A 17,323-nucleotide genomic window follows, 5' to 3' on the forward strand; every position below is an offset into this window, starting at 1 on the left:
GTGGTCGTCCATGCGGAGGGGGGGGCCGGGCGCGGGAGGCCGCCCGCGCCCGGGTCGGTGTCCGGTCAGCCGCCGTAGCGGCGCTCGCGCCACGCCCCGGCCCGGGGGCGGTCCAGGCCCAGGTTGTCGCGCAGGGACTTCCCGGCGTACTCGGTGCGGAACACGCCCCGGCGCTGCAGCTCGGGCACCACCTGCCGGACGAAGTCCTCGAACGCCCCCGGGGTGTGGACGGCGCCCACGGTGAAGCCGTCGCAGCCGCCCTCGGTGAACCACCGTTCCATGCTGTCGGCGACCTCGGCGGCGGTGCCGATGAACTCGCCCTCGGTCCGGCCGCCGTACCGCTTGCCCAGTTCACGCAGGGTCAGACCGTCCCGCCGGGTCATCTCCACCACCTCCTTGTAGTGGCCCTGGACGCCGGGTACGTCGACATCGGGCAAGGGCTCGTCGAGCGGCAGCCCGGAGAGATCGACGTCCAGGTGGTAGGAGAGGGTCGACAGTCCGGCCAGCGGCGGCACCAGGTCCGTCAGCCGCCGTTCGGCCTCGCGTGCGGCCTCGGTGGTGGGGCCGACGATGGGGGTCGCCATGGGGAGGATCTTGATGTCCTCGGCACGGCGGCCGTGGCGCACGGCGCGCTCCTTGATCTCCCGGTAGAACTCCTGGGCCGACTTCAGGGAGGCGTGGCTGCAGAAGATGACGTCCGACCAGCGGGCGGCGAAGTCACGGCCCTTGGGCGAGGCCCCGGCCTGGATGATCACCGGATAGCCCTGCGGCGGGCGGGACACGTTCAGCGGGCCGCGGACGCTGAACCACTGGCCCTCGTGGTCGATGCGGTGCACCCGCTCGGGGTCGGCGAAGAGCGGGGCGGCCGGGTCCATGACGAGGGCGTCGTCCTCCCAGCTGTCCCAGAGCTTGCAGGCGACCTCGAGGAACTCGTCGGCCCGCTCGTAGCGCTGGTCGCGTGCGATGTGCCGGTCGTTGCCGAAGTTGCGGGCCTCGGAGTCCTGGAAGGAGGTGACCACGTTCCAGGCCGCACGGCCGTGGCTGAGGTGGTCGACCGTGGCGAAGGAACGCGCCACCGGGAAGGGCTCCAGGTAGCTGGTGGAGACCGTGGCGGCGAGCCCGAGGTGGTCGGTGACGGCGGCGATCGAGGCCAGGACGGGCGTCGGGTCCAGGCGGAGGGAGCCGAGCGCGCCGTAACGGAGCTGGCTGTCCATGCTGCCGCCGAGGCGGTCGGGCACGGACAGGATGTCCGCGAAGAACATCAGGTCGAACTTGCCCTGTTCGAGGACCCGGCCGATGTGCTGGTAGTAGGAGGCGGACAGCCAGCCCGGTTCGGAGCCGGGGTAGCGCCAGCCCCCGGGGCGGCCGGGCCCCGCGGTCACGAAGGCGGCCAGGTGCATCTGGTGGTGAGGAGTGCTCATCGCAAGGTCTTTCTGCTGTGGGCGGGGGCCCTGGGTGCCGGACGGGCGCCCGCTGCCGCCGTGCCGTGCGGACGATGCCGCCGGGGCGTGCGGGCGGGGCGCCGTGCCGTGTCGTGCGGACGTTGCCGCCGTGCCGTGCGGGCGGGGCGCCGGGGCGGCTCGGTCATGTCGCCAGTTCGGCGGCGACGGTCTTCCTGATCGAGTCGAAACGGGAGTCCCGCAGGAACCCGGCCACGTCGATCTTCGACGGATAGACGCCCAGGGCCTGGAAGTTGTCGGCGAGGTCCTGGGTGCTCTCGACGGCCGCGCGGTCCACCGGTGCCAGGGCGTCGGCCGGGGAGTCGGACAGGCGCTTGTCGCGGGTCAGCTCCAGATAGACCTCGCGCTCCAGGCTCTGGGAGCCGAACCCGCCGATCTTGTCGAAGAACGCGACGCTCTTGGCCGGGTCGGCGTTGATGGCGCGCTGGGCGTCGCGGACGACCCGCACGGCCTTCGCCACGGCCTCGGGGTACTCCTTGGCGAAGGACTCGCTCGCCACGTAGAAGCTGTAGTCGTAGGTCTTCACCTTGGGCAGGCTGCGGGCCTTGTGCCGGGCCCGGGCCAGGCCGATGGCGGGCTGCCAGCTGATCCAGGCGTCCACTTTGCCATTGGCGAAGGCGGATTCGGCGTCGGCGGCGGGCAGGTTCACGTACTCGATGTCGTCCAGCCGCAGACCGGCGGTCTCCAGGTACTTGATGAGGCTGTAGGTGCCGGTGGTGCCCTTCTGGTCGGCGACCCGCTTGCCCTTGAGGTCGCTCGCGCCGCGGATGGGCGAGTCCTTCGGGACGAGGATCTCGACCTCGTCGCCGGGGAGCGGATAGGCGGCGAGCGGCACGATGGGGACACCGCCGCCGACCGCGTAGGCCACGGCGGTGGCGGTGGCGAAGGAGAAGTCCACGCTGCCCGAGGAGAACGCCTCCATCACCGGCAGGGATGCGGTGAACCCGGCCGGCCAGGTGACGGTGGTGCCGCCGAGTTCCTTGCCGAGGTCGAGGCCGTTCAGCCGGTAGCGCAGGGCCGCGGGCACCCCGGTCTTGCCGCTGCCGATGACCGCGAAGCGGAGCTTCTCCGGCACTCCGTCGGCGATCGCCCGGCTCTTCGGTTGCGCACTGCCACCGCAGGCGGACAGGGCGGGGGCGAGGGCCGCGGCGGCGCCGAGGGCGAGGAGGCCGCGGCGCGGGAGCGCGCCGGGCAGGGGGGTTCGGGCGGGTGAGCGGGAGGAGGTGCGGTGTGCGGTCACGATGAGGTCCTTCACGTTCGCGGGAGCGTCGGGGGGCGGGGTGGGGTGGGGTGGCAGGACGGTGGGGCGAGCGGCGGGGGCGGGATTACGGTCACTGGTCGGATGGCGGCGGGCCCTGGCCACCGATCAGGTAGCGGCAGGCTCCGGCCACCGATCAGGTGGCAGCGGATTCCGGCCGCTGGTCGGATGGCGGCGGGCCCTGGCCACCGATCAGGTAGCAGCGAGCCCTGGCCACCGGCCAAGTGGCGGCGAGCCCTGGCCACCGGCCAGGTAGCGGCAGGTCCTGGCCACCGATCAGGTAACGGCAGGCTCCGGCCACCGGCCAAGTGGCGGCGGGCTCCGGCCACCGATCAGGTGGCGGCGGGCCCTGGCCACCGGCCAAGTGGGGGCGGAACTCCGGCCACCGGCCGGATGAGCGGCGGGGCTCCGGCCACCGGCCGGATGGGCGGCGGGCCGTGGTGACGGCCGTTCGTCACGCGGCGCCGGGGGCGGCGGAAGCGGGTTCGACCAGGTCCCTGAGAAGTTCCTCCTTCCAGGAGACGAGGCGGGGGTGGCCACGCCTGTCCCCCCGGGGCAGGTCGATCGACAGATCGCGGCCGACCGAACCGTCGGCCAGCACCAGTACGCGGTCGGAGAGCACCAGCGCCTCCTCCACGTCATGGGTGACCAGCAGGACGGTGCGCGGCTGGTCCAGCCACATGCGCTCCAGGAGCCGCTGCATCGCGATCCGGGTAATCGCGTCCAGGGCGCCGAACGGCTCGTCCAGGAGCAGCAGTTCGGGGTGGTGCAGCAGGGCGCGGGCCAGGGCGACGCGCTGCCGCTGCCCGCCGGAGAGCGCGGAGGGCCAGGCATCGCCCCGGTCGGCCAGCCCCACGGCGTCCAGCAGGGCGCGCGCCTCCTCCCTGCGGCCCCGGACGCCCAGCAGGACGTTGTCCTCGGCGCTGCGCCAGGGCAGCAGCCGGTCCTCCTGGAACATCATCCGTGCCATGGGCGGCCGCGGTCCGGATCCGTGCAGCCGGGCGGTTCCCGAGCTCGGCTGCTCCAGTCCGGCGACGATCCGCAGCAGGGTGCTCTTGCCCGCGCCGCTGGGTCCGAGGAAGGAGACGAACGAGCCGGGTTCCACCTCCAGGTCGAGGTCCTTCAGCACCCAGCGGTCGCCGTACCGCCTCCCCACCCCCTCCAGCGACAGCCGGGCCCCGGCCCGGTCGGGGGTCACCGGGACCCCGGACGGCGGTAGTTGGGGTGCCATCGCAGAACCTTCCTTTCGATGAGCCTGGTGAGGAGATCGGCGAACAGGCCGGCCAGCGCGTACAGCAGGATGGCCAGCACGATCTGGTCGGTACGCAGAAGCTGGCGGGCGTCCTGGGCGAGGTAGCCGATCCCGTCGCTGGCCGAGATGGTCTCGGCGACGACGAGGGTCATCCAGGCGACGCCCAGGGAGTAGCGGATACCGGCCAGAACGGTGGGCATGGCCCCGGGGATGGCGATGTCGCGCACCAGGCGCCACCGGCCCAGCCCGTAGGAACGCCCGAGTTGCAGCAGCTTGGGGTCCACACCACGGATGCCGGTGACGGTGTTGAGGTAGACGGGGAAGAACGTGCCCAGCGCCACCAGCAGGACCTTCGGCTCCTCCCCGATGCCGAACCAGGCGATCATCAGCGGCACCAGGGCCAGGTGCGGGATGGTGCGCACCATCTGCAGGGAGCGGTCGAGGAGAATCTCGGCCGCCTTCGACATCCCCACCCCGAACCCCAGGAGCAGGCCGGTGGCCGCGCCCAGGGCGAATCCCTGGGCGATGCGCCGCAGGCTGGTGAGGATGTGGTGCTGGAGTTCGCCGGTGGCGGCCAGGTCGGTGCCCGCCCGCAGGACCGCCTCGGGAGCGGGCAGGATCCGCGGAGGGAGGGCACCGGTCTTGGCGGTGGTCTGCCACACCGTCAAGACCAGCAGGGGCACGACCCAGGGGCCGAGCGCGCGGCCGGTGCGCGGCAGTGCCCGGCCGATCCACCCGGTGGCGAGTCGCCCGTTGGCAAGACGCCCAGTGGCGAGTCGCCCGTTGGCAAGACGCCCAGTGGCGAGTCGCCCGTTGGCAAGTCGCCCACTGGCGAGTCGTCCGATGGAGAGTCGTCCGATGGCGCGGGCCCTCGGGGGACCGGCCTCGGCCGTGGGATCCGAGCGCGGTTCCCGGTCCTTGGTGAGCAGCGGCTGCTCGGGCATGGGGCTCCCTTTCAGGAGTGGTTGATCGGGCCGCACCGCGGGCCGTGGCGGGCCGGTGCGCGGCGGAGCGGGAACTCCTCCGTCCGCGCCGGCGAAAGGCGGTCCTGGCGAAGGGCGCCGGGACGGCGGTGGTGGAACGCCGGGGCGGGCGAGGGGGAGGACGTCAGGCGCGGGTCGTACGGCCGCGGCGTGACGGCCGGGAAGCGAGCGGGGTCAGCGACAGCCCGCGCTGAAGACGCGCATCAGATCGATGTGCCGACGGTACGTCAGGCCGGTGTCCGGAAGGGGAGCGGACGCGAGCGCCGGGCGGGCGGAACGCCGCCTCGTCTGCGCATCGCGGTACATACCGGAACTCCCGTGGACGTGTGAAGAGTCGTGCGGCCTGGGCCCGAGCCCGGCCGTGCCTGGAAGGAGACCATAACCGGAGATGGATTCAGCTGCAAGCAAGTGTATACAGATGTACTCAATGGCAGACTTCGGGTATCGAGTCCATGGCGTGACGGGGAAACGCGACGGGAAGCGCGACCTGAAGCACGGCGGGAAGGGGAGAACGGACGTGACCACTTCACGGGGAGGTGGGGATGCGGGTGGCCACTACACCCGGATCCGGCAGAGCATCGTCGGCGGGCAGGCACCGCCCGGAACCGTCCTGATCCCCGCGGCCCTCAGCGCGCAGTACAACGTCTCCCGCACCCCGGTGCGGGAGGCCCTGATCAGGCTCGAGCAGGAGGGCCTGGTGCGGCAGGCGACCCGGGGCTATGTGGTCCGCGCCCGCACCCCGGAGGAGATCCTGGAGATCTGCGAGGCGCGCATCGCCCTGGAGTCCTCGGCCGCGCAGGCCGCCGCCACCCGCCGGACCGAACTCGACCTCGCCCGCCTCGTCCACGTCCACGAGAGCAGCGCGGCGTCCTCGGACCCCGTCGAACTGCGGGCGCTGAACAACGAGTGGCATCTGGCGCTGCGCGAGGCGGGCCACAACGCCACCATCGCCGAACTGATGGACCGTCTGGACGCCCAGCTGAAGGTGTACGACGCCGACACCTCCGTGGCCACCGACCACCCGGACAACCTCAAGCTGATCCTCAAGGAACACACCGGGATCCTGGACGCGGTGCGCCGCCGCGACGCGGAGGCGGCCCGCGACCGCATGATCGAGCATCAGAGCCGCACCCGGGACCTGCGCATCGGAGCCCTGGCCCGGTCGGGCAGCGGCCTGCGGGGCGCTTCTCCTCCGTCCTGAAAAGACGGAACCCGGGCGCTCGTCCTGAAGAACAGGACCCCCGCCCTGAAGCAGAGGGCCCCCTGAACCGCAGGGCTCCCGCCATGAACCGCAGAGCGCCGCCATGAACGGAAAAGCCCCGCCCGGAACCGCGGGCCCCGCCCGGAACTGCGGGCCCCGCCCGGAACTGCGGGCCCCGCCCGGAACGGCGGGGCGCCGCGGCCTGCCCCGCCCGCGGAGCGTTCGTTCGTCACATGTCCTGGTACGCCTCGCCGCCCAGCTCCAGTGCGGCGGTTCCGGCGGTGGTGTCCGCCAGCCAGTCGCGGAAGGCGTCCACATCCGCCTCGGGCAGCCCCAGTTCGATCGTCACGGCCTCGGCGTAGCGCACCTCCCGGACCGCCCGCCCCGTCGCCCGCAGATCGTTCTCCAGCTTTCCGGCCCGCTGGTGGTCGACGGTGACGGTCACCAGCCGGAACCGCTGCCGGGTGACGGTGCCCAGCGCGTCCAGCGCCTCGCCGACCGCGCCGCCGTAGGCCCGGATCAGACCGCCCGCGCCGAGCTTCACGCCCCCGTAGTAGCGGGTGACCACGGCCACCACGTACCGGACCTCGCGGCGCAGCAGCATCTGCAGCATCGGCACTCCGGCCGTACCGCCCGGCTCCCCGTCGTCGCTCGCCTTCTGCACACCGCCGTCCGCGCCGATGACGTAGGCGAAGCAGTTGTGGGTGGCGGTGGGGTGTTCCTTCCTGACGCGCTGGACGACGTCCTGCGCCTCCTGCTCGGTCGCGGCGGGCGCGAGCGTGCAGAGGAAGCGTGATCTGTTGATCTCGGTCTCGTGCACGCCCTCGCGTGCGACCGTCCGGTAGCGCTCCTGCATCCGGCCACCCTATGTCCCGGCTCCGGCGCGGTGGTCATGCGCGTGCCACCGCCGATCGGGCGTAAAGCCACCGCACGCGGCAGCGGAACGGACATCACGGGTACGGATCTGGTTCCCACCCCCAGAGGAGCCCGCATGCCCTTCAACCCCCTGGAGCAGCGTGGCATCCCGCTCGACCGCCAGATGCGCACCTGGCGTGAGCTGGATGTTCAGCCGATCGACCCGGATCGCTGCGACCCCTATACGCGCTGCCGGATCATCACGATGAACGGTATCGAGATCGAGGCGGTCCTCTTCAGTCACCACATGGCCCGCCACTGTCCGGATCAGGACGTGCGGCGGCAGCTGGCCCAGACGCGGGCGGTGGAGGCGCAGCAGCAGAAGGCGGTGAACTGGCTGCTGCCGGGGGTGGCCTCGGTGCTGGAGACCACGATCGCCTATGAGCAGGTGGCGGTGGACCTGACCGCGTGGGTGGCGCGGATGGAGCCGGATCCGTATCTGCGGCAGGCGTACCAGTTCGGGTTGCTGGAGGACTTCGACCATCTGTACCGGTACGCCAACCTCTACGAGATGATCGAGCACCGCAAGGCGGAGGAGATCGTCCAGGGGCTGACGGAGATCATGCCGGGCCGGCCGACGAAGTACCACCACCGCGACCCGAGGGACAACGTCCGCGACCCCTACGACCGCAGCAGCACCGACCCGCTCTCCAAGCTGCACGCGCTGACCATCATGTCGGCGGAGCAGCAGACCATGAACTTCTACCTGAACGTCGGCCCGCAGTACATGGAACCGATCGCCCGGCAGCTCTACCAGGAGATCGGGCTGATCGAGGAGGAGCACGTCACCCACTACGAATCCCTGGTCGACCCGGGCGAGACCTGGTGGGAGCAGCTGGTCAACCACGAGTACAACGAGTGCTACCTCTACTACTCCTTCATGGAGCAGGAGCCGGACCCCAAGGTGAAGGCCATCTGGGAGCTGCACCTGAACATGGAGCTGGAGCATCTGCGCATCGCCTGCGACCTGATGCGCCGCAACGACGGCCGGGAGCCGGAGGAGGTCGTCGCCCCGGAGCTGCCGAACGTGCTCACCTTCGAGCCCAACAAGGGGTACGTCCGCGAACTGCTCGCCACGCAGATCGACCTCACCACGCTCGGCACCGGCTATGTGCGCGAGGCCCATGAGCGCTTCCAGGCCATGCAGGCGCTGCTCAACGACGGCGACCGGCCGCCGAGCGAGCGGGTGATGGAGCAGCACCGCGACATGTTCGGCCGGGAGTACCGGCTGGAGACCGAAGGTGAGCACCCCGAGCCGTCCCTGCGCTCACACGACTGACCGATACCCGGCCCTACGGAGGACAGACATCGTGGCAGACCGATCCGGATCCGGCGCCATCGGCGGCGAGGACGACGTGGTGGCGCTGCTGATGCGCCAGCACGGCGACATCCGCAACCTCTTCGACGAGGTGGAGCGGGCCACCGGCGAGCAGCGGCGGGACGCCTTCCGCAGGCTCGTCCGCCTGCTGGCCGTCCACGAGACCGCGGAGGAGGAGGTCGTCCACCCCGTGGCGCGCCGCTCGTTCGACGGCGGCGAGGGGATGGTGGAAGACCGTCTGCGGGAGGAGAAACAGGCCAAGGAGAAGCTCAGCCGGCTCGACGGGATGGACACCGGCGACCCCGGGTTCCTGCCGCTGCTCATGGAGCTGCGCACCGAGGTCATGGCGCATGCGCGGGCCGAGGAGCGCTACGAGTTCATCCAGCTGCGGCGGCACACCGACCCGGGGCAGCTCGCCACCATGGCCAAGGCGGTCAGGGCGGCCGAGGCGGTGGCCCCGACCCGTCCGCACCCGGGCGTGGAGACGGCGGCGAAGAACATCGCGCTGGGGCCGATGGCCGCCACGATCGACCGTGCCCGTGACACGGTGCGCAAAGCCATGGGCAAGGAGGGCTGACCGGCCCCGCCCCGGCCGGACGGGCCGGGGCACAGTGCCGGGTGCTGGGCCTGGGCTCCGGCACCCACAGTGCCCGGTGCGGTGCCCATGCTCCGGCCCAGTGTCCAGTGCCCAGTGCGGTGCCCTGCTGCGGCACAGTGCCCAGCGCGGGGCCCATGCTCGGCACGGCGCCCGGGCGGTGCTGGGCCCGTGCTCCGGCCCAGTGCCCAGCGTGGTGCCCCGCTGCGGCACAGTGCCCAGCGCGGGGCCCATGCTCGGCACGGCGCCCGGGCGGTGCTGGGCCCATGCTCCGACATGGCGTCCCGCGCCCAACGCGGTGTTCCGTGCTTGTGCGCCCCGCCGACGACGGCGGGGCGCCCCTCACCCCTTGCTCCCGCGGGTGAACCGGGTCGGCCGGTGCAGCGGCCCCCACTCGCCACTCTGGCGGGCCACCATCCTCTCGGCCTCGGCGATCACGCTGTCGGCGATCCAGGCGACGGGCTCCACATCGCGCACCAGGGGTTCGTTGTCCGGCCCCCGGCCGATCTCCTCCCCCTTGAGCACCCAGGGGTGGACGTCATCGGGGCCCCGGTCGTCGTCCCGCAGGTGGATGTAGTCGCACAGCCGCCGGGCCACCCACAGGGCCGTGGGCAGGTCCTTCGCCCACTCCTCGAAGACCAGCGGGTTGGCCGACAGGCCCGGCATCTCCATGCCGGTGAGGCCGTCCCGGCTGACCGGGCTGCCCTCCAGGTCGGCCTGGGGTCCCCGGGACCAGCGGACGAAGACCGCGGGCCCCTCCTCGATCAGCTCCACGAGCTGATCCAGCGTGGTGTAGGTGGGAAGTGTCTGGCCTGCCATGATCGCCTTTGAGTACCCGGCGCCGACTCCGTCAATCACCCTCCCGGGCCGCACGGGCGGACACCACAAAGATGGACACCGCACGGGCAGACCCCGCACGCACGGCCACTGCACGGGCAAACACCACACGGACGGACACCACACGCGCGGACACCACACGGGCAGACACCGCATGGGCGAACGCCGCGACGAACGCCGCCCGGCCCCGCGTTCCCACGGGGAGGGCGGCGTCTCTCGCGTCAGCGGCCCAGAGCCTTGGCCAGCTGCTCCTTGGTCATGTTCGAGCGGCCCTCGATGCCCCGCTGCCTGGCCTCGTTGTACAGCTGGTCGCGGGTCGGGCCCTTGGGGCCGGTCCGGTTGCCGGAGCGCTGGCCGCCACGCTGCGGCGCCGACTTGCGGTCCTGTGTGGAGGTCTTGCTCGCGGTCTTGGACTCTCCCGAGCGGGCGCGCTCCTTGTTCACGGTGCGGGCGGCCATTTCCTTCGCCCGGCCGGTGGACGCCCCGCGCTGCTCGGCGCCTTCCTTGATGTGCTCGTACTGCCGTTCACGCTTACGGCTGGATCCTGCGGGCATGTCTCTTTCTCTCCTTCCGCCCCCTCGGTCGGACGCGATCCGCGGTTCGTGTACCACCGACCGCAGCGGTCGGGTTCCCCCCGTTTCCACCCCTATAACCAGCATGCGTCTCCTGGGCGTCGTCCGGGATGCGTGGCGCGCATCCGGCGGTATGGGGCCCTCGGCCGAGTCCGCCGATCCGCCGTTTCCGCGAGGTCATCCCGTGCGTCGGCTGATCACTCGGGTGGGGACATGAGGACGCATACGGCCTCGGTTCCGCCGGGCGGGCCGGGCCACGACAGCAGGGCCGACCGGGGTGGGCACAGGCGGTGTGCGCGGCGCCGGGCGGCGGCCCGCGGCGGTGAGTCTCCGCCGGGCACCAGCTGAGAGAGCGGTGTGTCTCCGCCGGGCACCAGCTGAGCGGCTCACGAGACCGTGTCACCGCGCCACGGCTCTCGTCTGCGCGATCCGCGCCGGACAGGAGGGTCATCCGGGCGGGGACGTGTCCGTCCGGACAACCGCGTCACGGAGGGGCACAGCCGAGTCCGCCAGGGCTGAAGCGGACACGGGCACATCCTCGCTGATGAGCTTGCGCCCCAGCGCGAACTCCCGGGGAGCGTTGACGGCTTCGACCGCGCGGAGCCGGTCGCCCCGCACATGGAAGACCGCGAATCCCGGACGCCGCGGCTCTCCGCGAACGACCGCGGTGTCCGCTTCTGCTCTGAGTCCTGCGATCTGTATCTTCAGATCGAACTGGTCCGACCAGAACCAGGGGGTTTCGGGCCTGCGCGGAGTTGCGCCGCAGATGGCCGCGGCGGCGTGGCGGGCCTGTTCGTTGGCGCTGTGCACGCTCTCCAGCCTGGTACGGAGGCCGTACTGGGGGACGGGGCGCACGGTGACATCTCCGATGGCGTAGACGTCGGCGATGGCGGTGGCTCCTGTCATATCGACGGGGATGCCGCCGTCGCATACCAGGCCGGCTCGGCCGGCCAGTGCGTCACGCGGGGACGCTCCTACGGCCAGGAGGACGGCGTCGCACTCCAGCTGTGTTCCGTCCGACAGCTGAACCGCTGCCGTCCGCCCTTGTCGCATGCCGTTGATCGCCTGCACCTGAGCGCCGGTCCGCACGACAACACCCTGCGATCGGTGGTACCGCTCCAGGAAGGAAGCGACTTCGGCGCCGGCCACCCGAGCCACGACCTGGCTCCGAGCCTCGACAACGGTCACCTCGGTCCCGAATCCGCGGGCCGTGGCGGCCACCTCAAGGCCCAGACAGCCTCCCCCGACGACAACGAGACGTCGGCGTGGCCCGAAGGCCGCAGCCAGTCCGGCCGCGTCCTGGAGGTCCCGCAACACGTGGACCTGCGGCAGCTCCACTCCCGGCAGGGGAGGGACCGAGGGCGCAGCACCGGTGGCGAGCACCAGGCGACGCCAGCCGACCCGTGTGCCGTCCGCCAGCTCGACGCAACGTGCGTGGACATCAGCCGCTTCCACCCTGCTGCCCAGCAGGAGCTCGATGCGCCGGTCGGCGTAGACGGAGGCGGGATACAGCTCGAGAGGCTCGGGTTCGGCATGCGGCGTGAGCCGTGCCTTCGAAAGCGGCGGACGCCGGTAGGGCAGGACGGGCTCTTCTCCGATCAACAGGATCGTCCCGTCGAACCCGTACTCGCGTAGGTGCGTCGCCACGGCGCACCCGGCGTGGCCGGCGCCGACGATGACCACATCGTAATGCTTCACGATCGAGACGATACCGTACACATTTTTTCGTTAGGGGCCGCCAATCCATTGCCCATCTGGATTCCTCGCGATACGGTCCCGTACACATTGATCTTCGGAGGACTCCATGGCATCCACCCAACCCACCGCAGACGACGCGACGCGGGCCATTGCCGCCCTGCTGCGCGAGGAGGAGATCGGAGCGGTGGCGGTGCTGGACGAGGACGGCTTCCCCTCGGCCGCGATGATGCACTTCGTCGGGGACGGGCTGACGGCCTACCTGCACACCTTCACCTACACACGCAAGTACGCGAACATCCTGCGCGACGGGAGGGTGAGCTACACCGTGGCCCACCTGCCCGCCGACGGCTTCGCCGGCCGTACCGAGGCGCGACACGTCCAGGTCACGGGGCGGGCGAGTTTCCTCGAGGACCCCCAGGAGATCGAGCGCGTCCTGCGGCTCAGCCACGAGCAGTTCGCCTGGCTCAAGGACTCCGGCATGTACGAGAACTTCCGCAGGGCTGGGGTGCGGCTGCGTCAGGTCTTCTTCCGCGTGGACCCTGTCCACGGCGTATGGCAGGACAACCGGGTCCGGATGATGTTCCGCACCAAGGTCCGCTTCAGTGACGACGGTAAGCGGGTGAGCGAACTGACCGCCTATCCCATGACCGGCCCTTCCGTACCTTCCCCGCGTGGGGGGTCCTGAGATGGTCGCGGTGACCTTCGTGGGCGCGGACGGCTCCGCCCGTCAGTGCTCCGGAACAGCCGGAGAGAGCCTGATGCGGGCGGCCGTCCGTACGGGCATCCGGGAAATCCTGGCCGAGTGCGGCGGCATCGCCGCATGCGCGACCTGCCACTGTTACGTCGAACCACCATGGGATCAGCGGTTGGATCCCCGGTCGGACGTGGAGGAGGCGATGCTGGAAGCAGCGCTGGATCCGACCGAGTTCAGTCGGCTGAGCTGCCAGATCACCCTCTCCCCCGCTCTGGACGGACTGGTCGTACGGCTACCCGCCGACCAGATCTGATGGCCGAGGGTGCGCGGGGCGGCAGGCGGCCTCCCCTCATCAGCTCTCGGTACCGCCGCGCGGGGCTGGGGACCGGCGCCCGTAGGCGATCCCGTCATCCCATGCGCCACAGGGAATGCGCGAGCCCGGCCGGCCGACTGACCTTCCCGCCATCGATACATGCCCGTACACATCAGACCCCTGGAAGTTGTTCACCCGCTGTGCACCACGTATCCAGTGCTTGCCGCAGGTCATGCCGAAGGATACGGTTACGTGCACTATGCCCGAGGAAACAGCACGTCCCGGCCGCGCCTCGGCACGGACGGCGGCGATCATCAAGGCCACGCACGAGCTGCTGCACGAAGTGGGCTATGAGCGATTGTCGATCGACGCGGTGGCGGCTCGGGCCGGCGCCAGCAAGACCACCATTTATCGGCGCTGGGACGACAAGTGCGCCTTGGTCTGCGCGGCGCTGCTCGACCGTTCCGCATCCGTCACAGAGCTGTCTTCCGCGGCCCGGGACCTGCGCGAGGATCTCATCGCGCTGACGGCTCTGGTGGCCAAGCTGACTGCCCGGGAGGACGTTCCCGGTTTCGTGAGCCTCCTGGCGGCGGCGCAGCAGGAACCCGCCATCGCCGACGTGCTGGGAAGGGGCGCCCTGGCCCCGATGCGCCGCAACTGTCGAGACGTCGTGCAGCGCGCCATCGGCCGGGGCGAACTCAACGACGCCGAGCTGTCCGATGTGCTGTTCGACCTGGTCCTGGGGCACGCGCTCGCGCGTGGGGTGGTCCAACGGAAACCACTCTCCGCTGACGACCAGCGGTTCTTCGTGGACAGGGTGCTGCTGCCCGTACTGATGTCGCGCGGAAAGCCGGCGCCCCCGATCACACGGTAAGAGCCGAAGCCGATCCGATCGGCCCACTGTCCGGTCCGGTGGGCTCCGGGGCCGACCCCGGTTCCGGCTGCCCGCTTTCGGGCACGGGGTCCGGACCGGCCGGTGCGACATCCACCAGGAACGCCGCGCCCCGCTGTTCCCCCCTCGGGTGATGGGTGCGGCGCGACGGGCTGCCCGCCCCGAGCCCGTGGCCGGGTCTTCGCGCCAGGGGGCTGTTCAGCTGGGGCCGCCTCCTCACCCCTCGTTCATCGCACCCGACGATCTCGCCGGGCTCATGACCGACTCGCCCGACATCCGACCATCCACCATCAAGGAGTTCGCATGATCCAGCTCAACGATCTCGACCGCTCGACCCCCTTCCTGGCACAGCTGCAGGGGCCGGACGACGGCCGGCCCGTCACCCTCATCAACACCTTCCTCGCTCCCGAAGGACAGGTCGACGAGGTCATCGACGTCTGGCGCCAGGACTCCCTGATCATGAAGGCGCAGCCCGGGTTCGTCTCCGCGCAGCTGTACCGGGGCACCGCGGACAGCCGCGTCCTGACGAACGTGGCGGTCTGGGAGACCCTGACCTCCCTCAAGGACGCCTTTGCGCGCGAGGAGTTCCAGGGCACGCTGACGCTCTACCCGGACGGCTCGCTGTCGCAGCCGGTCGTCACGCGTGCCGTGGCGGTTCCGGGAGTGTGTGTCGCATGACGCGCGGCCCGGCCGGCCCGGAGCGACACCGCCACGTCCGGAGACGGGACGCGGATGCCGCCCGCCGGCCGGGCCTTGGGCGCTCGCCGGGGTGTCGTCAGTCGCCGACCACGGCCAACTGACCGCTGATGTCCTCGGCGGCGCGACGGACCGCCGCGACCACCTCGCCGAGCCGGCGGTCGGGAACGCGGTGTTCGAGCGCGGCGACGCTCACGGCGGCGATCACGCCTGCGGAGGGTCCGTACACCGGGGCCGCGATGCCGAGAATGTCCACGTCGAGTTCGCCCCGGCTGACACTGTGCCCGTCCTCGCGGATCTGGGCGAGCCGTTCCATCAGCACGTCGATGTCCGTGATGGTGCGTGCGGTGAACCGCTGCAGGCGCTGGGCGGCCAACAGCTCACGGCACTGCTGTTCCGGCAGCCACGCCAGCAGCGCCAGGGCGGAGGCACCGGCATTGGCCGGGAGCACACTGCCGCGTTCGTAGGAGATCCGCACCGGGTGTTGCGCCTCGCAGCGTTCCACGCATATCGCGGCTCCTCCGGCACGGCGGGTCAGCAGCACCGTCTCACCGACCGTGTCCCGCAGCCGCTCCATCACCGGCAGGGCGATCTCCGAGAGACCGTACCCGCGCCGCGCCAGGCGGGCCAGCTCCAGGACGCGCATGCCCAGCCGGAAACCACCCCCGGGGTCCTCCTCCAGGAAGTCGTTCCTGACCAGGCTCTGCAGATAGCGGTACGCGGTCGAGCGAGCTGTGCCCAGGGCGGTGGCTACTTCCTGGCCGGAAACCGAGAGCTTGCTCTCCGAGAACAGCCCGAGGATGTCCAGCGCCCGGTCCGCGGTGGAGTTGCGCTCCCGGTACTGCCCAGTCGGAGCAGCCGTGTCTGACGTGCGTCCTGTCATGCAGGACATCTTAGCCGGGTAGGGGAACGACGCTCTCACGCCCGCCCGGGCGTCGGCCCGCATGCCGCTTTCCGCGGCGCGCGGAACGTGTCCACGGGGAGTGCGATCGGCCCGGTCAGCCGGTCCCCGCGCATGCCACGGGACGAGCCGGTCGCCGTCGGGCATGAGGAGAGTGTCCGGCGCCCGGCCGGTGGCGGTGTTCCGCCCCCGGCGGGGATGCGCAGGGGGCCGGTGGGCGGTCGTCCGCGGAGCTACTGCACGGGCTGGTAGGCGTTACCGCCGTCGGCGAGCAGTCGCTCGGCTTCGGCGTAGATCTCCTCGGGCGAGAGGCCGAAGTCGATGGACTTGCGGAAGGGCTGGCGGACGTCGCGCTCGACGCGCAGATAGACCTCGTTGCGGTTGCCCTCGGGGTCGAAGAAGTAGATGCCGAAGGCGTTGCCGTGGGTCACCTCCTGCTGCACCTTGACGCCCTCCTCCTCGAAGCGCCGGTGGAAGGTACGCAGGTCTTCCAGCGATGCGACACGCCAGGAGATCTGATGCTGCTGCTTGTCGCCGATGGGCGACGTGCGGCCGGTCTGCAGGACGAACTCGTGGTGCTCCTCATCGGGCCGGGCGCTGAAGAACACGATCTGGAGTTCCTCGTCCTCGTCGGTCACGGTCAGGCCCATGACGCGCTCGTAGAAGTCCCGCATCCTCGGCAGGTCGTACACCCACAGTCCGGTGTGACCGAGTCCGGTGATAGCCATCGCCGCCGCCCTCTCCCTTTTGTCTCACTTAGCAGGACACCTATCCTGCATTTCGCAACTAGCGTACGATCGGCGAGGACAACGGTCAATGAAGAAAGAGGTGTGCAGGCATGCGACTTGCTACTTTGCGAACGGCCGAGGGAACCCGGGCGGCCAGACGCGACGGGGAGTCCTATGTACTGCTCCCCCACTCCGATGTGAGCGGCCTGCTCAACTCGGGCGAGAACTGGCTCGAGGCGGCCGCCGGGGCCGGTGGTGAGCGCCTGGCCGACGCCGAGGCCGACTTCGCCCCGGTGGTGCCGCACCCGAACAAAATCATCTGCCTCGGCCTGAACTACGCCACGCACATCAAGGAGATGGGGCGGGACACGCCCCGGTATCCCACCCTGTTCGCGAAGTACGACGGCTCCCTCATCGGCGCCCACGACCCCATCACCCTGCCGAAGGTCAGCGACACGGTGGACTGGGAGGCGGAGCTGGCGTTCGTGATCGGCCGGGCCGCCCGCCACGTGCCCAAGAGCGACGCTCTGGGCTTCGTCGCCGGCTACAGCGTCGCCAACGACGTAACGGTGCGCGAATACCAGCGGCGCACCCGCGAGTTCCTGGCCGGCAAGACATTCGAGGGGACCACCCCGATCGGTCCCCAGCTGGTGACCGCCGACGAGTTCGGCGGCAAGGAGCCGGACCTGGAGATCCGCTGCGAGGTGGACGGCGAGGTGATGCAGCACTCCCGCACGTCCGACCTGCTGTTCGGCATCGCCGACATCGTCGCGTATGTCAGCGGCATCATCACGTTGCTGCCGGGCGACGTCATCTGCACCGGCACCCCGGGTGGGGTCGGCGACGGCCGTGACCCCAAGGTCTACCTGAAGGAAGGCCAGACCCTGCGCACCGTCGTCGAGGGCCTGGGCGAGACGGTGAACGTGTGCGTCAGGGAGGCCCAGGTCTGATGGCGCACCCCATGGTGGGGAGCCGCCACCCTCGCGGATCTCGAAGGGTGGCGGACTCCA

The 17,323-nt window shown here is 70.8% G+C and carries 18 protein-coding genes; 8 read left to right on the forward strand and 10 right to left on the reverse strand.

Annotated elements, in window-relative coordinates:
- Positions 1 to 65: 65 nt before the first annotated feature.
- The 4 genes from AXW62_RS28545 to AXW62_RS28560 form a co-directional block, all read right to left on the reverse strand.
- Positions 66 to 1,421 (reverse strand): LLM class flavin-dependent oxidoreductase, encoded by a 1,356-nt coding sequence (locus AXW62_RS28545; protein WP_214516878.1) that lies wholly within the window; start codon positions 1,419 to 1,421, stop codon positions 66 to 68.
- Positions 1,422 to 1,584: 163 nt separating this feature from the next.
- On the reverse strand, positions 1,585 to 2,700 hold the full coding sequence (locus AXW62_RS28550; protein WP_060947054.1) for an ABC transporter substrate-binding protein: 1,116 nt from the start codon (positions 2,698 to 2,700) through the stop codon (positions 1,585 to 1,587).
- A 472-nt stretch (positions 2,701 to 3,172) separates the two neighbouring features.
- Positions 3,173 to 3,949, reverse strand: a complete 777-nt coding sequence (locus AXW62_RS28555; protein WP_079115845.1) for an ABC transporter ATP-binding protein — start codon at positions 3,947 to 3,949, stop codon at positions 3,173 to 3,175.
- Positions 3,913 to 4,914, reverse strand: coding sequence for an ABC transporter permease (locus AXW62_RS28560; RefSeq protein WP_079115846.1), 1,002 nt, complete (start codon positions 4,912 to 4,914; stop codon positions 3,913 to 3,915). Before AXW62_RS28560 ends, AXW62_RS28555 begins: the two co-directional genes overlap by 37 nt.
- A gap of 556 nt (positions 4,915 to 5,470) precedes the next feature.
- Here AXW62_RS28560 and AXW62_RS28565 point away from each other — a divergent pair.
- Positions 5,471 to 6,154 carry a GntR family transcriptional regulator gene (locus tag AXW62_RS28565; RefSeq protein WP_060947077.1) on the forward strand — a complete coding sequence of 228 codons (684 nt, stop codon included), beginning with the start codon at positions 5,471 to 5,473 and terminating at the stop codon, positions 6,152 to 6,154.
- Between the two features lie 229 nt (positions 6,155 to 6,383).
- Here AXW62_RS28565 and AXW62_RS28570 read toward each other — a convergent pair whose 3' ends face one another.
- The gene (locus tag AXW62_RS28570) at positions 6,384 to 7,010 is read right to left on the reverse strand and encodes a YigZ family protein (protein ID WP_060947055.1); all 627 of its coding nucleotides are present in this window, start codon (positions 7,008 to 7,010) and stop codon (positions 6,384 to 6,386) included.
- Positions 7,011 to 7,145: 135 nt separating this feature from the next.
- Here AXW62_RS28570 and AXW62_RS28575 point away from each other — a divergent pair, with 135 nt between their 5' ends.
- On the forward strand, positions 7,146 to 8,348 hold the full coding sequence (locus AXW62_RS28575) for a hypothetical protein (RefSeq protein ID WP_060947056.1): 1,203 nt from the start codon (positions 7,146 to 7,148) through the stop codon (positions 8,346 to 8,348).
- A gap of 31 nt (positions 8,349 to 8,379) precedes the next feature.
- The gene (locus AXW62_RS28580; RefSeq protein WP_280142949.1) at positions 8,380 to 8,964 is read left to right on the forward strand and encodes a hemerythrin domain-containing protein; all 585 of its coding nucleotides are present in this window, start codon (positions 8,380 to 8,382) and stop codon (positions 8,962 to 8,964) included.
- Positions 8,965 to 9,324: 360 nt separating this feature from the next.
- On the opposite strand, the gene AXW62_RS28585 is transcribed toward AXW62_RS28580, so the two are convergent.
- The 3 genes from AXW62_RS28585 to AXW62_RS28595 form a co-directional block, all read right to left on the reverse strand.
- Entirely contained in the window at positions 9,325 to 9,801 is a 477-nt protein-coding gene (locus AXW62_RS28585; RefSeq protein WP_060947057.1) for a DUF6098 family protein, read from the reverse strand.
- A 239-nt stretch (positions 9,802 to 10,040) separates the two neighbouring features.
- Positions 10,041 to 10,373: a hypothetical protein gene (locus AXW62_RS28590; protein WP_030841977.1), complete on the reverse strand. Its 333-nt coding sequence runs from the start codon at positions 10,371 to 10,373 to the stop codon at positions 10,041 to 10,043.
- A gap of 465 nt (positions 10,374 to 10,838) precedes the next feature.
- Positions 10,839 to 12,089, reverse strand: a complete 1,251-nt coding sequence (locus tag AXW62_RS28595; RefSeq protein ID WP_214516879.1) for an NAD(P)/FAD-dependent oxidoreductase — start codon at positions 12,087 to 12,089, stop codon at positions 10,839 to 10,841.
- A 106-nt stretch (positions 12,090 to 12,195) separates the two neighbouring features.
- Here AXW62_RS28595 and AXW62_RS28600 point away from each other — a divergent pair, with 106 nt between their 5' ends.
- The 4 genes from AXW62_RS28600 (at position 12,196) to AXW62_RS28615 (ending at position 14,666) form a co-directional block, all read left to right on the forward strand.
- Positions 12,196 to 12,774: a pyridoxamine 5'-phosphate oxidase family protein gene (locus AXW62_RS28600; RefSeq protein WP_060947059.1), complete on the forward strand. Its 579-nt coding sequence runs from the start codon at positions 12,196 to 12,198 to the stop codon at positions 12,772 to 12,774.
- Positions 12,761 to 13,096: a 2Fe-2S iron-sulfur cluster-binding protein gene (locus AXW62_RS28605; RefSeq protein WP_214516880.1), complete on the forward strand. Its 336-nt coding sequence runs from the start codon at positions 12,761 to 12,763 to the stop codon at positions 13,094 to 13,096. The genes AXW62_RS28600 and AXW62_RS28605 overlap by 14 nt, the downstream gene beginning before the upstream one ends.
- Positions 13,097 to 13,355: 259 nt before the next feature.
- Positions 13,356 to 13,970 (forward strand): TetR/AcrR family transcriptional regulator, encoded by a 615-nt coding sequence (locus AXW62_RS28610; RefSeq protein WP_060947061.1) that lies wholly within the window; start codon positions 13,356 to 13,358, stop codon positions 13,968 to 13,970.
- 321 nt (positions 13,971 to 14,291) lie between these two features.
- Positions 14,292 to 14,666: an antibiotic biosynthesis monooxygenase family protein gene (locus AXW62_RS28615; RefSeq protein ID WP_030841958.1), complete on the forward strand. Its 375-nt coding sequence runs from the start codon at positions 14,292 to 14,294 to the stop codon at positions 14,664 to 14,666.
- 97 nt (positions 14,667 to 14,763) lie between these two features.
- Here AXW62_RS28615 and AXW62_RS28620 read toward each other — a convergent pair whose 3' ends face one another.
- Both AXW62_RS28620 and AXW62_RS28625 read right to left on the reverse strand, forming a co-directional pair.
- Positions 14,764 to 15,567 carry an IclR family transcriptional regulator gene (locus AXW62_RS28620; RefSeq protein ID WP_060947078.1) on the reverse strand — a complete coding sequence of 268 codons (804 nt, stop codon included), beginning with the start codon at positions 15,565 to 15,567 and terminating at the stop codon, positions 14,764 to 14,766.
- Between the two features lie 251 nt (positions 15,568 to 15,818).
- A complete protein-coding gene (locus AXW62_RS28625) occupies positions 15,819 to 16,313 on the reverse strand; it encodes a VOC family protein (protein WP_030841952.1) in 495 nt (164 codons plus the stop codon).
- A gap of 110 nt (positions 16,314 to 16,423) precedes the next feature.
- Here AXW62_RS28625 and AXW62_RS28630 point away from each other — a divergent pair, with 110 nt between their 5' ends.
- Complete coding sequence (locus tag AXW62_RS28630; RefSeq protein ID WP_060947062.1) at positions 16,424 to 17,263, forward strand: fumarylacetoacetate hydrolase family protein; 840 nt, start codon at positions 16,424 to 16,426, stop codon at positions 17,261 to 17,263.
- Positions 17,264 to 17,323: the final 60 nt, after the last annotated feature.

Origin of the sequence: Streptomyces hygroscopicus subsp. hygroscopicus, assembly GCF_001553455.1 — a bacterium.
Taxonomy (GTDB): domain Bacteria; phylum Actinomycetota; class Actinomycetes; order Streptomycetales; family Streptomycetaceae; genus Streptomyces; species Streptomyces hygroscopicus.